This is a genomic window from Sphingobium sp. TomMM7A (genome assembly GCF_055397305.1).
The window spans coordinates 1-13,275 of sequence record NZ_AP027311.1 but is presented as its reverse complement, the minus strand read 5'-3'; the positions used below and the strand labels follow the sequence as shown (position 1 = coordinate 13,275).

Below are 13,275 nucleotides of genomic sequence, written 5' to 3'. Positions count from 1 at the left end.
TCCTCAGCTAACCGCCGTTTCCAGCAAACGGATGCTCCCCGTACCAGCGTCGATTTCAGCGCGCACGCCCAACGGCAGGCTGAACTGGCTCGCGACATGACCTATGGCAGCGCCTTGAAATGCTGGAACGCTAAGGGGGCCGAAATGCTGCTGTAGCACTTCGGACAAGGTGAAACCGCCATAGGACGGCTCGCGCGCGCTACAGCTCGTGCACTGACCAAACACCACGCCCGCTACCTTGCCGAGAATGCCTGCCTGCGACAGCTGGGTCAGCATCCGGTCGATCCGGTAGGGTGCCTCATCCACATCCTCCAGAAACAGGATGGCACCCGCAAAGTCTGGCAGCCAGCCCGTGCCCATCATGGCCGCCAGCACGGTCAGGTTACCGCCCAGCAATCGCCCGCTGGCACGTCCTGCGCCAAAGATCCGGATGCGTCCGCCCAATGGAACCAGCCGGTCCTCCTTGGGCTGCGGGTTGATCAAGGTCGGTGTGGCACCTTCAAAGGCAATCGCGCGAAAGGCGTCCCAGCTGAATTGCGGCCAGCTGCTTGCGGCATTGGGTCCATGGATCGTCGTAAAACCCGCTCGCGCCGCAAAGGCCATGTGTAACGCTGTTATGTCGCTGAATCCGATCAGCAGTTTGGGGTTCGCGCGAATCGTTGCAAAGTCCAGATGAGGCAGGATGCGCGCGCATCCCCATCCGCCTCGAACAGCAAACACGGCCCGGACCTCCGGATCGGCAAACATCGCGTTCACATCGGCGGCCCGGTCCTCGTCTTTGCCCGCCAGATACCCATATCGCTCGACCAGATGCCGGGCAGGCTTGGGCTTCAATCCCATCGCCAATATCGTTTCCCGCACGACAGCCAGATCGAACATGTCATCCGTAAAGCCCGCAGGCTCGACAAGCCCCACAACATCGCCCGGACGCAAGCGTGGCGGCTTGATGAGGGTTGGAGCAGGCGCCTTGGCGGCCAACAGGGCGGCCCCCATGCCCGCCAGCATCATCCGCCTGTCGAAGCCCGGATAGCCGCTCAAAAAGCGCTCCCATCCTTGCGCCGATAGCTTCCCATCGACCATCTAAGATCGATGTCAGGATAATGCGCGTCCCCCTGCGGCACTCGCCCGAAAGCCAGGAACTCGCAATCGCCCTCACTTTCATTGATAAGCTGGTGCCCATTCGGCTCTCCCTTTGGAAAAGCTGCCATGTCACCTGCCTGCATCGAAAAGCGGCCTTCTTCTTCGATCAGCACGGCCTGCCCGCTCAGCATGACGACGAATTCATCTTCGTCCTCATGCCAGTGCCGCTGCGATGAAGCCGCGCCTGGTTTCAATATCACATGACTGATGCCAAAATCGGCAAGCCCGCAACCATGGCCGAGCTTTCGCACCCAGCGTCCATCGACTGCCCCAGAATAGGGTGCCGGATAACCGGTCCTGTTGTTCTGCTCTATGGCTGCAAGATCGATCTTGGGCATGATCTCTTCCTCCGCTGGCAAAGGCGCTCGGCTTTCGCTAACGCAGCCTCATGAGCATGACCAGCACCAATGCCGACACAGTGGACATAGCACGAAAGCTGATTGCATGTCCTTCGGTAACGCCTGCGCGGGGTGAGGTTTTCGCCGTGCTGGAGGCGATGCTGGTTCCGCTCGGCTTCACGGTCGACCGCTTTGTTGTGGGGGAGGAGCCCGACGGTCCGGTCGAAAATCTGCTCGCCTGGCGTACAACCGGAGCGGGTCCGCACTTCGCCTTCGCCGGACATCTGGACGTCGTGCCGCCCGGGGATGGCTGGACAAGCGACCCATTCACGCCAGAGCTTCGCGGCGACCTGCTCTACGGTCGCGGCGCGGTCGATATGAAGGGGTCGATAGCTGCATTCGTCGCCGCGCTTGCCAGCATTCCGGAAGACCTGCCGGGTACGGTCAGCCTCATCATCACTGGCGACGAAGAAGGCCCTGCGGTTTTCGGCACGCTGGCGCTCATGGATCGCATGGCCGCGCATGGACTACGGCCCGATCTCTGCCTGGTTGGTGAACCCACGTCATCCCAGCGGCTCGGAGACGTCATCAAAGTGGGCCGACGCGGTTCGGTGAACATGTGGATCCGGGTTGACGGAGTGCAGGGGCATGTCGCCTATCCGCATCTGGCCGACAATCCCGTGCCACGGCTCGTTCGCATTCTTGCCGCCATAGATGCCGTGGTGCTGGACGAAGGCACCGACTGGTTTCAGCCAAGCAATATCGAGATCACCGACCTGGAAGTCGGCAACTCCGCAACCAATGTCATTCCAGCCGCAGCGAATGCGCGCATCTCCATCCGCTTCAATGATCGACATAGTGGCGCGCAGTTGATTGAACGGATCAACGCGATCGCCGCAGCGGAGGGCGGCACCGTCACCGCAAAGATCAGCGGCGAACCATTTCTGACCGAACCCGGAGCCTTGTCCAGCCTTGCCGCAGGAGCGATCAGGGAAGTGACCGGGGTGGAAGCGGAGCTTTCCACTACTGGTGGCACTTCGGACGCGCGTTTCCTGTCGCGCCTCTGCCCAGTAGTCGAATTCGGCTTGAATAATGCGACGATGCACAAGCTGGATGAGGCAGTGGCCGTGCAGGACCTGCAAGATCTGACGCGCATATACGCGCTTATTGTCCGCCGGGCCCTAGCGGCCTGATCTTCAAACCATTCGGCGCTGGATGGCCTGCTTTGGTGCAAAGCGGGCCAGATAATCCTGCTCGCTGGTGGGTCGGGCAAAATGATATCCCTGGAACAGCGTGCAACCGATAACGCGCAGCATTTCCATTTGCGCTTCCGATTCGACACCCTCCACCACAACCTCCATCCCCAGCCCCTGGATGAGGCCGACAACGGCACTGCAAATCGTACGTGCCTCGGCTGATACGGCGATGTCGCGCACCAAACTCCGGTCGATCTTGACCCGATCGACGGGCAGCTCCTTAAGGCGGGACAGGTTGGAATAGCCAGTACCGAAATCATCGATGGCGATCCGCACGCCTTCCTCACGCAGCGCTTTCAACTGCGCACGCACCCGCTCGTCCATTCCCATCGCCAGCGATTCGGAAATTTCCAGCTCCAGCATGTGCGGCGGGGTCTTATGCGCCGCCATGGCGTGCCGCAGCCGCAGGAAGAAATCCGCTTGGGACAGTTCCCGTGACGAGATGTTGACCGCGATGCGCTGCCCGATCTCGGCCTTCGACCAACGCGCCGCCGTTTCGCAAACGCGGCTCATTACCCAATCGCCCAACGCCACGATGGCGCCGCTTTCCTCCGCGACAGGTACGAAGAAGCCCGGCATGACCATGTCACGTTCGGGGTGTGCCCAGCGGATCAAGGCTTCGGCCGTGACGACCCGGCCACTCACAGCCTCCACCTGCGGCTGGAACTCCAGAATAAATTCGTCCCGTTGCAGCGCCAGCAACAAATCCCGCTCCAGTTCAGCGCGGTCGGCGGCTTCCAGCGCCAGTTCGGCAGTGAACATCTCGGCCCGGTTCCGGCCCCGGTGCTTGGCATGATACATGGCGATATCGGCGGATCGCAGCAGGGCAGAGAGGGTATCGCCGTGATCGGGGTAACAGGCGATGCCGATCGATGCGCCCAACTCTATATGCTGGCTGCCCAGATCGAAGCGCTCGCTCAGGGCGAATTGAATAGCGCGCGCGATCCGGCTCGCAGCCTCGGGTCCGGGCAACTGGGGGAAGAACATCGTGAACTCATCACCCGCGAGCCGACCGATGACCGCATCGTTCATGCCTGCACTGACCTGCGCCATCACGACTTCGCGGAGACGTCCGGCGACACGAGCGAGCAGTTGGTCGCCCGCAGCATGGCCCAGCGTGTCATTCACCCCCTTGAAGCCATCGAGATCGATAAAGAACAGCGCCGCTGCACAGGTCTCTTCCCGCTCGGCAAGTAACCTTTCAACCTGTCGGCAAAAGCTGGTTCGGTTGGCAAGGCCCGTCACCTGGTCAAACAATGCGAGCGTTTGCACATGGTCGAGGTTGGTGCGGACCTGACTGAACAGGCTGGTCATCGCCACCGACAAATCGGGCAATTCGACGGCGATCTCGGGCGGTACGGACGATTGCAGATCACCATGGGCAGCGGCGATCAGCCTTTCGGTTGCGACATCAATGGCGCTCGCGGTCGTGGCGACCGTCTGGCGCGCTGAAGCCCAACTCAATGTGCCGCAAAGGATCGCGACGATCAGCGATCTGCCGATACCCAGGATATCATTGGCCTGATCCTGCCCAAGCACAAGCGACAGGATGAACACCAGCGCTCCCGCGGCGCAGGCGAAGGCGGTGGCGCGGCTTTTCAATGTCACGCCCTGCATGTGCCTCCTGCCCAGAGCGTAGCTCGATAATGAGCCACGGATCGGGATGCTTATGGAGGATGCTGGTTAAGAAAAGGTCAGTGGCAGACCTTCGCACGGCTATTTTTTGCGCCGCAATATGATGTAGATAGCTCCGTCGCCGCCATGGCGGGGATGGGCCTGTCTGACGCTTGCGATCCGGTCTGCAAAGGGGCTGGTTTCAAGCCAGTGACCGATCTCACCCCGGATTGCGCCCCGCCGAGATTCTCGGTTTGGAACAGCAGCTTTGGGAGGCTTCCCTGTAATCACGAGCAGGATGCGCAAATCACGGGCCAATGCGGACGAAAGCGCCTGATTCAGCATTGCATACGCGCTCGAGAGGGTGTGACCGTGGAGGTCGATTGCCACGTCCGGTGCCAGTGTCCCGCCACGGATACGGCGCTCCCACCCATTATCGAGAACTGCTGCCGGGGAGCGGGATGGACGTGTTTCCATAGGCCGCGAAGGAACAGGCGGCAAAGCTCGGCTGCCTGGCACCGTTGCGACAGGCTCAGTCATATCGACTTTATGCCGACCAGGCCGCAGTGGGCGAACGGATCGAGTAAGAGCGCTCCAAAGCGCCTGTTCGTCAGAGGAAAGATGCCGACGGGCCATCGCCAGCCGCAATTATTGTGACGTCAGCCGCGCCGCCGATCCAACGGGCAGCAAGATCAGCGCGCTGCCGCGTGCCGACATGCCCCCGGCGATCGACCGCGCTCGACTGCCTGCACCCCAGAAACTGTCGAACCGATTGGCGCCCTTGATGGCACCGCCCGTATCCTGGGCAATCCAGACGCCATTGGGCTCCGCACGATCAAGCGAGAGCAGCACCGGCGCCCCCATCGGGACATATCGCGGATCAGCAGCCACGGTCGCCTCAGCCGTCACCGGCACTCCCATAGCGCCAATCGGCCCCGGCCCCGTCAGTTCGCGAAAAAACACGAAGCTCTTGTTTTCATTCATGATCTGCGCCCCCTCCACCGGGTTGGCGCGCAACCATGCCATGATATCCTGCATCGATCCCGCCTGGATCAGTCCGCGATCCTTCATCAGCTTGCCGATGCCAGCATAATCGCGGCCATTCTGCCCGTCATAGCCGATCCGCATGACATCGCCACCGGGCAGCTGCAGACGTCCACTGCCCTGCACCTGAAGAAAGAAGAATTCGACCGGGTCCGCCGCCCATGCAAGTTCGAGTCCGCGACCAGCGAGCGCTCCAGCGACGATTTGGGAACGCTCGTCAAAGGGGACGAAATTGCTCCCTTGCACCTTGCCGCGGATAGTCTTGCCCTTGAGACTGTCACTGAACAAGCCAAGACTGACGTCGATCAGCTCGGGCGGACGGCGATAGATCGGGATCTGGTAGCCTGCTTGCTCATTTCGCGACCCGGAGATTTCAGGCTCATAATATCCCGTGACGAACGCTGTGCCGGGACCGACCTGCACCGCCTCGAAATAGCGGGCGAAAAATTCATTGGCGCTCGCTTCAGGCCAGCTGGACGCGGCAGCGCAGGCATTGTTCCAGTCCGATCCTCTTGTAAGGCCGCTCTGATCGATGCGCTTCATCAGCGACGGGCAGGAAAGACGAAATGCCTCCAGCGCCTTGCGTGAACGCTCTCCTGCTTCGATCAGTGGCGCAATGTCGGGACCACGCGTAACTCCGGCGGCGACCGCAGTTAAATTGTCGGCAGCCTGGGTCGATGGCGTAGCGGACGGCAAAGCGGGGCGCGGCGTCGCGGGAACTGCGCTGACCGGGGCCTCAGGCCCGCGCACTGGTCTCGAAGGGGCAGGACCTGTCGCTCCGGGTGGGATGACACCGCCCGCGCACGCCGACAAGAGCAGCGCAGCCGACAGCGCTGCCCACGGCTGCTTGAAATTCATGCCGCCTCGTCGGTTTCGCTGAGCTTCCAGTTGGGATCGGTGCTGCGCAAATCACGCGTGAACGTCCAGATGTCGTTGGTGCCCACCGCATCGGTCAGCGAACCAGCGACGACATTGCCATCCTTGTCTCTAGTCACCGCTGCGATATCCGCCTCGAACCGAAGCGAGACTTCGGCAACACGTCCATCGACGCTGGCGCCGACGATCTGCGCCTTTTCGATCCGAACAAGCCGGTTGTCGAGCACATGACCCGCAGCCTCGCGCTGTGCGATCGCTTCCTCGAAAGAGGTCAGCACGTCTGTATCACACAACCATTCCAGTTCGGAACGATCGCCCCGCCAGAACGCCTCCAGCACCATTTTATAGGCTGCTTTCGCACCTTCGATAAATTGCGGGACATCGAAATTCCGGTCGGCCGCGATCAATGCGCGCACCCCCGCTTCGCCACCTTGGGCGATCAAGCCATCGGCCAACCGCACCGAATCACCGGCCATGTCCGTCATCGTGCGAGGCTGAAGTACAGTTACCTTTGCCCTTTCCTCAGCGGGACGCAACGCAGGTTCCTGCTCATGCCCCGTCCGCTTTCCCAGTACGGAGTAGAGCCGCAACGCCAGAAAACCGGCGATGAGGGCGAGGATCACGATTACATACACGGGGCAAAGAACCCTTTAGACTAGATCTGGAAAACGACAACGCAACCAACATAGGCATGTTTCCGCCCATATTCAAATGGCGCCTTTTGGCGGCGGCATTGCCCTGCCCCGCCGCCCCTGCTAAGCGCACGGGCCAACGTCTTGGGGCTTGTTGCCCCCGGACCAACAGGAAATTCAGGGAACTCAAATGGCCGACGAAGCCGATACGATCCAGACCAGCGCGGGTAACGGCGCCGACACGAGCCCACAGATCGCGCTCATCAGCCAATATGTGAAGGATCTCTCGTTCGAGAACCCTAATTCGCCTGCCGTCTACCAATGGCCAGATCAGCCGCAAATCGATGTTCAGTTCAACATCGGGGCCGACAAGGTCGGTGATGAAGTCGTAGAAGTTTCCTTGAAAATCGAAGTGAAGGCGCTCGCTCCGCAGGGTACGGCATTTGCGGTCGAACTGCTGTACGCCGCGCTCTTCGGCATGCGCAATGTGCCGGACGAACAGCTTCAGCCTTTCATGCTGGCAGAAGCGCCGCGCCTGCTCTTTCCCTTCGCCCGCCGCGTTCTGGCCGATGCGATCCGCGATGGCGGTTTCCCGCCGCTGTTGCTGGACCCGATCGATTTCGGTGGACTTTACGAGCAGCAGGCTCAGGCGATCGCACAAACCGCTGGCGAACCGGCTGGTCACGCCTGAAGCACATATGAGGCCGCACTCCGCTCCCGCTGGGCTCGCCAAGCTTGCGGTAATCGGAGTAAGCGAACTGCCCTGCGCTTCGGCCGTAGGCAGAACGGACCAGCCCAACCTCGCTCGGCGGGAGAGATAATCCCATGAAGTTGGTCAAGGCGCTTGGCTCGGTAGGCGGGCTGACGCTCGCCAGCAGGGTGCTCGCGCTGGTCCGTGACTCATTGGCCGCGCGCTATGTCGGTGCAGGCTTTGCGTCGGACGCCTTCAATGGCGTAGCATTTCGCCTGCCCAACATGTTTCGCGCCCTGTTTGCGGAGGGCGCCTTTTCCGCAGCCTTCATTCCGATGTTCAACCGCAAGGCGGCGGGGCCGGGCGGTGTCGCGGACGGCTATCATTTCGCCGAACGTGCGCTTGCCGTCCTGTTGCCGGTGCTTATTCTTTTCACTGTCATCCTGATTGCTGCGGCCTACCCCATCACCTGGCTGCTATCCGGCGGTTTCTCGCGCCAAAACCCGACGCCGGAGCAGTTTGCCTTCGCGGTGCTGTTGTCGCGCATCACCCTGCCCTATCTCGCGCTGATCAGCCTTGCTTCCTTGTTGGGCGGCATATTGAATTCGCTCGATAAATTCTGGGTGAATGCGGCCGCCCCGATATTGCTCAATGTCGCCATGATCGCCGGGCTGTGGCTTTTCCACGGGGCGGACGAATATGAAACGGCTCGTGTCCAGGCCACATCGGTCACTTTGGGCGGAGCGCTGCAACTCTTATGGTTGATCTGGGCCTGCCGTCGCGCGGGCGTATCGATGAAGATCAAACGCCCCCGTCTTGACGGTGACGTGCGTGAATTGCTGCGTCTTATAGTGCCAGCTGCCGCCGGTGCTGGCGCTTCGCAGATCAACCTGCTTATTTCCACGGCCTTGTCCGGTTGGCTGCTAGCCTCCGGGTCGATCACCTATATCTACTACGCCGATCGGTTGAACCAACTGCCGCTTGGACTGATCGGGATCGGCCTTGGCACCATATTGCTGCCGACCATTTCCCGGCTTCTGTCGACGGGGCAGGAGCAGGTGGCCATGGAAACGCAAAATCGCGGCGTGGAGTTGGCCCTCTTTCTCACATTGCCCGCGACGATCGCCTTCATCACGGTTGCCGAGCCGATCGTTCGCGGCCTTTTTCAATATGGCCGCTTCAGCGTTGAGGATGCGCGTCGCTGTGGCTGGGCATTGTCCGCCTTCTCGATCGGCCTCCCCTCCTATGTGCTCGTGAAGGTTCTGACGCCCGGCTATTATGCGCGTGGCGACACCAAAACGCCGGTGCGTTATGCGATGCTATCCATCCTCATCAACATCATCGGCAATATCGCACTAATCCCCCTGCTCGGGCATGTAGGCCCGCCGCTGGCGACTGCGATGTCCTCGACCGTCAATGTCGCCATGCTTTATGCAACGCTGGTAAAGCGCGGCCATTTCATCGCTGATGCGCAGCTGCGCCGAAGGCTTCCTCGACTTGCGCTGGCAGCACTCGTCATGGGCGGCGCGCTTGTCGCGGGCGAAAGCCTCCTTGAACCATGGTTAGCGGGGGCAATGATCCAGCGTTATCTTGCGCTGGCCGTGCTTGTCGGCGCGGGGATAGCGCTTTACGGGATAGCCTGTTTCCTGACTGGCGCCTATCGGGTGTCCGACCTTAAGGCACTCATGCGCCGACGGGGTTCAACCACGACCCAAGAGAATGGATAGAAGAATGCGCGTCCTTTCCGGCATCCAGCCGACCGGTAATCTGCACCTAGGCAATTATCTGGGCGCGATCCGCAATTGGGTGCGCATGCAGGATGAGATGGATGCGGCAAGCCAATGCTTCTTCTTTCTGGCCGACATGCACTCGATCACCGTGCATGAGGGGCGCGAGCAGCGCATCCGCAATGTCCGGGACATGGCGGCGGCGCTTGTCGCTGCGGGGATTGATCCTGATCGCTCCGTACTGTTCAATCAGGCACGGGTCCCCGCCCATGCGGAGCTATGCTGGTTACTGAACGGCACGGCGCGGATTGGCTGGCTGAACCGCATGACACAATTCAAGGACAAGGTCGGCAAGGATCGCGAAGGCGCCTCGATCGGCCTGTTCGTCTATCCGGTACTCCAGGCAGCCGACATCCTCGTCTATAACGCTACGCATGTGCCTGTGGGCGAGGACCAGAAGCAGCATCTCGAACTGGCCCGGGACATCGCCACAAAGTTCAACACGGATTTCGGGGTCGAGCTGTTCACCTTGCCCGATCCGATCATCCCCAGGGAGTCGGCGCGCATCATGTCCTTGCGCGATGGCACTGCAAAGATGTCGAAGTCCGATCCGTCGGACATGAGCCGCATCAACCTCACCGATGAGGATGACGCGATCATGCAGAAGGTGAAGAAGGCCAAGACTGATCCGGAACCATTGCCCGAAACGGCAGAGGGTCTGCAGGGCCGACCGGAAGCGAATAATCTGATCGGCATCTACGCGACTTTGGCGGGAAGAACGGCCGACGCCGTGTGCGCCGATTTTGCGGGCAAGGGTTTTGGGGCTTTCAAACCTGCTTTGGGCGAACTGTTGGTTGAAACCCTCCGGCCTATCCGTACGCGCTTTCTTGAACTGCGCACGGATGACGCGGCTCTCGACGCTATATTGGAGAATGGTGCGGCGAAGGCGCGTGCCGCCGCTGAACCCGCATTGCGGTCGGCCTATGATGCGATGGGCCTGATGCGCTGAAACGCTGCCCGTACGTCGTCGACGGAATAACGATCGCCGTGGCGTCTTGCCTATAGCTGACCTTTTTGCGCCCGCCCGCCTTGTTCGAGCGTTCAAATGATGTTCAGTTGCGTTCTGCTATTGACGGGCGCAAGGTTGCAATGGCTCTCTGCCTTAGGGACGCAAGAATATGAAACTTATCAAAAAGATTGGCATGGTTGCGGCGCCGACGTTGGCGCTGATCGCCCTTTCTGGCTGTGCTTCATCCTTCAAAGCGAATGTTGCGCGCTTCCAGCAATTGCCTGCACCCGCCGGGCAGAGCTTCACGGTCGTCGCCGATGACCCCCGTCTCGCCGGTGGCCTTGAATTTTCACAATATGCAGGGATGGTAGGTCAACGCCTGGCGCAGACAGGCTATACTCCCGCATCTGATCCGGCCCGCGCGGACCTGATCGTCCGCGTCGCCTATCATGTCGATAATGGGCGTGAGAAGGTGCGCTCTACCGGCTTCGGCCCGCCCGACCCCTATTTCTATGGCGGCTGGGGCTGGCGCGGCCGCTGGGGCAGGCCTTGGGGCTACGGCTTCTATGACCCGTGGCTGTTCGGCCCCGGTTACAGCGACGTCAGCAGCTATACCGTGTATACCAGCGACCTCAGCATGAAGATCGATCGGGCGGCCGATAACCGGCGGCTGTTCGAAGGCAAGGCGTCCGCGCAATCCCTGTCGAACAGGTTGACCTATCTCGTCCCCAACTTGATCGACGCCATGTTCACCGGCTTTCCGGGGCAGAATGGAGAGGATGTGAAGATCACCCTACCCCCCGAACGGAAGGGCTGACCTCGGACGAAACGCTCATCGGTGGTCTTCGCCCTGGAGTCGTAGGAGACCGCCGAATTTCTCGGCTCGAAAGGATCAGGGAAGCCGACGGGCTGTCATGATCCTTATGGACTGCTGAAGCATCTGCCCCTTCATAACCCCCTCGCCCGCAGTCGGCGACTTGGGTGCCGACAGGATAGCGCGGACCACGTCCATGCCCTCCACCACATGGGCAAACACAGCAAACCCCTGATTATCGCTCGGCAACACGGGTTGCGCGTCCATGCTGGGCATCCTGCCAAGGACGATGAAGAAATCCCCGGTGGCGCTTCCAGGCGCATAGCGTGCCATGGAAAGCGCGCCTTCATCATGGGTAAGCCCGGTTTGCGTGGTGGACTCATGGGCGATGGGTGGGAGTGTGCGCGCGGGATCATTCTGCGTTCCGCCCTGGACGAAGCCATAATCGGCTGTCCCCACGGCGCGGTAGAATGTGGTGCCATCCAGCCGCTTTTGATCGACGTAGCGCAAGAAGTTGCGCGCGGTGATCGGCGCCTTGGCTAGATGGACGGCGACGATGATGCGGCCAGCACTGGTATCGAGCGCAACCTGCACATCCTGTGAAGGAGAAGAAGCCGGAACCTGAGCAGCAGCGGCCGTGAAGGAAAGTATAGCAGCGAGCAGAAGGGCAAAATGTCGGATCACGGCGACACCCTAATCCATCGCTACATCGCTGTCAGCGTCAGTTTTCCAGCTGGCGCAGGAGGGCGCGGATGTCGGCGTCTATATCCGCATTCGTTTGCCGCAGTCCCTCGATCGTGCGCACGGCGTGGATGACGGTGCTATGATCGCGGCCGCCAAAAATGCGTCCGATTTCGGGCAGCGACCGGGGCGTCATCTTCTTGGCGAGATACATGGCCACCTGACGGGGTCTCGCCACAGCGCGAGCGCGGCGCTTGGACCGCATCTCCGACGCGTCGATCTTGTAGTGCGCCGCGCAGACCTTCTGGATCTCGTCTACCGTGATGCGGCGCGCGTTGGCGCGCACGGCGTCGGCGAGCATGCTTTGGGCAAATTCCAGATCGACGGAGCGGCCAGTGAGTTGGCCATAGGCGATCAGTTTGTTGAAAGCGCCTTCTAACTCACGAATGTTTGAGCGAATTGAACGCGCTAGAAAATCGATGACGGCGTCAGGGACCGGCGGGTCGCCGGCGATGGCGCGCTTGGCTTCCAGGATGGACAGGCGCAGGTCAAGGTCGGCCGGGCGGATGTCCGCGACCAGCCCTCCGGCGAGGCGGGAGAGGATGCGGGCGTCGATCGAATCGAGCAGTTGCGGGGCGCGGTCGGCGGTCACGACGATGCGAGCGCCAGAATCGATCAAGTCATTGATAGTGTGGAGAAATTCTTCCTGCGTGGAGCCCTTGCCCGCGATGAACTGGATATCGTCGATCAGCAGCAGGCGGGCAGCGCGCAGGCGCGCCTTGAACATCATGGTCTCGTTCGCGCGCATCGCGTTCACGAACTCCATCATGAACCGCTCCGCCGACATGTAGAGCACGGGCGCGGCGGGAGAGTGGGTGGAGAAGTGCTGGGCGATGGCGTGGAGCAGGTGCGTCTTGCCCTGTCCCGTGCTGCCATGGATGAAAAGCGGGCTGAAGCGGGGCTGCGCTTCTGCCGCGATCGCCTGCGCCGCGGAAAAGGCGAGGTGGTTGGATTCGCCGGTTACGAAATCGGCAAAGCTGTGGCGCGGCTGGAAATTGCAGGCGGGGGCGGCATCAAGGGAAACCGGATCAACAACGGCGATCTCCTCCACCGGTGCGGCTTCGAGCAGGCGCGGGCCGATGGAGTTAGGCGCGCGGCGAAGCCTGACCTCCCGGACCCCTACGCCAGCACAGCGCCATGCCATGCAAAGGCGGTCACCAAAATGACCGGACACGAAATTGGCCGTGAAGTCGGAGGCGAACAGCAGGTCCAGCGTCTGGGATTCGGGGCAATAGTCGCCCAGCCGAGCGGCCTTCAGCCACTGATCGAACATGCGCGGGCCGATGTCGCGGCGAAGCCCGGCGCGGATCGCGTCCCACGCCGATTCCAGACGCGCATCATCATGCGATGCCTGAACGCTCAAACTATCCGCCACTGCCGTGAAACCCTTCAT

The 13,275-nt window shown here is 61.2% G+C and carries 13 protein-coding genes; 5 read left to right on the top strand and 8 right to left on the bottom strand.

Annotated elements, in window-relative coordinates; all coding sequences use genetic code 11:
* Window positions 1–3 precede the first annotated feature (3 nt).
* Window positions 4–1,008, bottom strand: coding sequence for a S66 peptidase family protein (locus ACZ5ZH_RS00065; RefSeq protein WP_464772657.1), 1,005 nt, complete (start codon window positions 1,006–1,008; stop codon window positions 4–6).
* A gap of 26 nt (window positions 1,009–1,034) precedes the next feature.
* Window positions 1,035–1,478, bottom strand: coding sequence for a cupin domain-containing protein (locus ACZ5ZH_RS00060; protein ID WP_464771769.1), 444 nt, complete (start codon window positions 1,476–1,478; stop codon window positions 1,035–1,037).
* A 50-nt stretch (window positions 1,479–1,528) separates the two neighbouring features.
* Between ACZ5ZH_RS00060 and dapE the strand changes: the two genes are divergently transcribed.
* Entirely contained in the window at window positions 1,529–2,671 is a 1,143-nt protein-coding gene (gene dapE / locus ACZ5ZH_RS00055; protein ID WP_464771768.1) for a succinyl-diaminopimelate desuccinylase, read from the top strand.
* 3 nt (window positions 2,672–2,674) lie between these two features.
* Here the strand turns inward: dapE and ACZ5ZH_RS00050 are convergent, their stop codons facing one another.
* The 4 genes from ACZ5ZH_RS00050 to ACZ5ZH_RS00035 all read right to left on the bottom strand — a co-directional run bounded on the left by ACZ5ZH_RS00050 (window position 2,675) and on the right by ACZ5ZH_RS00035 (window position 6,903).
* Window positions 2,675–4,351, bottom strand: coding sequence for a putative bifunctional diguanylate cyclase/phosphodiesterase (locus ACZ5ZH_RS00050; RefSeq protein WP_460987342.1), 1,677 nt, complete (start codon window positions 4,349–4,351; stop codon window positions 2,675–2,677).
* Between the two features lie 99 nt (window positions 4,352–4,450).
* On the bottom strand, window positions 4,451–4,984 hold the full coding sequence (locus ACZ5ZH_RS00045) for a Smr/MutS family protein (RefSeq protein ID WP_464772656.1): 534 nt from the start codon (window positions 4,982–4,984) through the stop codon (window positions 4,451–4,453).
* A 12-nt stretch (window positions 4,985–4,996) separates the two neighbouring features.
* On the bottom strand, window positions 4,997–6,250 hold the full coding sequence (gene mltA / locus ACZ5ZH_RS00040; protein WP_464771767.1) for a murein transglycosylase A: 1,254 nt from the start codon (window positions 6,248–6,250) through the stop codon (window positions 4,997–4,999).
* Window positions 6,247–6,903, bottom strand: coding sequence for a Tim44/TimA family putative adaptor protein (locus ACZ5ZH_RS00035; RefSeq protein ID WP_464771766.1), 657 nt, complete (start codon window positions 6,901–6,903; stop codon window positions 6,247–6,249). The genes mltA and ACZ5ZH_RS00035 overlap by 4 nt, the downstream gene beginning before the upstream one ends.
* 187 nt (window positions 6,904–7,090) lie before the next feature.
* Here ACZ5ZH_RS00035 and secB point away from each other — a divergent pair, with 187 nt between their 5' ends.
* The 4 genes from secB to ACZ5ZH_RS00015 all read left to right on the top strand — a co-directional run bounded on the left by secB (window position 7,091) and on the right by ACZ5ZH_RS00015 (window position 11,144).
* Window positions 7,091–7,591 carry a protein-export chaperone SecB gene (gene secB, locus ACZ5ZH_RS00030; RefSeq protein ID WP_460987336.1) on the top strand — a complete coding sequence of 167 codons (501 nt, stop codon included), beginning with the start codon at window positions 7,091–7,093 and terminating at the stop codon, window positions 7,589–7,591.
* 134 nt (window positions 7,592–7,725) lie between these two features.
* On the top strand, window positions 7,726–9,318 hold the full coding sequence (murJ, locus tag ACZ5ZH_RS00025) for a murein biosynthesis integral membrane protein MurJ (protein WP_464771765.1): 1,593 nt from the start codon (window positions 7,726–7,728) through the stop codon (window positions 9,316–9,318).
* Between the two features lie 4 nt (window positions 9,319–9,322).
* Window positions 9,323–10,327, top strand: a complete 1,005-nt coding sequence (trpS, locus tag ACZ5ZH_RS00020; RefSeq protein WP_460987332.1) for a tryptophan--tRNA ligase — start codon at window positions 9,323–9,325, stop codon at window positions 10,325–10,327.
* A gap of 169 nt (window positions 10,328–10,496) precedes the next feature.
* On the top strand, window positions 10,497–11,144 hold the full coding sequence (locus ACZ5ZH_RS00015) for a DUF4136 domain-containing protein (RefSeq protein WP_460987330.1): 648 nt from the start codon (window positions 10,497–10,499) through the stop codon (window positions 11,142–11,144).
* Window positions 11,145–11,219: 75 nt separating this feature from the next.
* Here ACZ5ZH_RS00015 and ACZ5ZH_RS00010 read toward each other — a convergent pair whose 3' ends face one another.
* Window positions 11,220–11,825 (bottom strand): peptidylprolyl isomerase, encoded by a 606-nt coding sequence (locus ACZ5ZH_RS00010; protein ID WP_464771764.1) that lies wholly within the window; start codon window positions 11,823–11,825, stop codon window positions 11,220–11,222.
* Between the two features lie 37 nt (window positions 11,826–11,862).
* Window positions 11,863–13,275 (bottom strand): chromosomal replication initiator protein DnaA, encoded by a 1,413-nt coding sequence (dnaA, locus tag ACZ5ZH_RS00005; protein WP_460987328.1) that lies wholly within the window; start codon window positions 13,273–13,275, stop codon window positions 11,863–11,865.

Bases quoted from the DNA above. Each gene is read 5' to 3' on its own strand.
- secB (WP_460987336.1), top strand. From the start codon at position 7,091: ATGGCCGACGAAGCCGATACGATCCAGACCAGCGCGGGTAACGGCGCC.
- ACZ5ZH_RS00065 (WP_464772657.1), bottom strand. From the start codon at position 1,008: ATGATGCTGGCGGGCATGGGGGCCGCCCTGTTGGCCGCCAAGGCGCCT.
- murJ (WP_464771765.1), top strand. From the start codon at position 7,726: ATGAAGTTGGTCAAGGCGCTTGGCTCGGTAGGCGGGCTGACGCTCGCC.
- mltA (WP_464771767.1), bottom strand. From the start codon at position 6,250: ATGAATTTCAAGCAGCCGTGGGCAGCGCTGTCGGCTGCGCTGCTCTTG.
- ACZ5ZH_RS00045 (WP_464772656.1), bottom strand. From the start codon at position 4,984: ATGGCCCGTCGGCATCTTTCCTCTGACGAACAGGCGCTTTGGAGCGCT.
- ACZ5ZH_RS00015 (WP_460987330.1), top strand. From the start codon at position 10,497: ATGAAACTTATCAAAAAGATTGGCATGGTTGCGGCGCCGACGTTGGCG.
- dapE (WP_464771768.1), top strand. From the start codon at position 1,529: ATGAGCATGACCAGCACCAATGCCGACACAGTGGACATAGCACGAAAG.
- trpS (WP_460987332.1), top strand. From the start codon at position 9,323: ATGCGCGTCCTTTCCGGCATCCAGCCGACCGGTAATCTGCACCTAGGC.
- ACZ5ZH_RS00060 (WP_464771769.1), bottom strand. From the start codon at position 1,478: ATGCCCAAGATCGATCTTGCAGCCATAGAGCAGAACAACAGGACCGGT.
- dnaA (WP_460987328.1), bottom strand. From the start codon at position 13,275: ATGAAGGGTTTCACGGCAGTGGCGGATAGTTTGAGCGTTCAGGCATCG.
- ACZ5ZH_RS00050 (WP_460987342.1), bottom strand. From the start codon at position 4,351: ATGCAGGGCGTGACATTGAAAAGCCGCGCCACCGCCTTCGCCTGCGCC.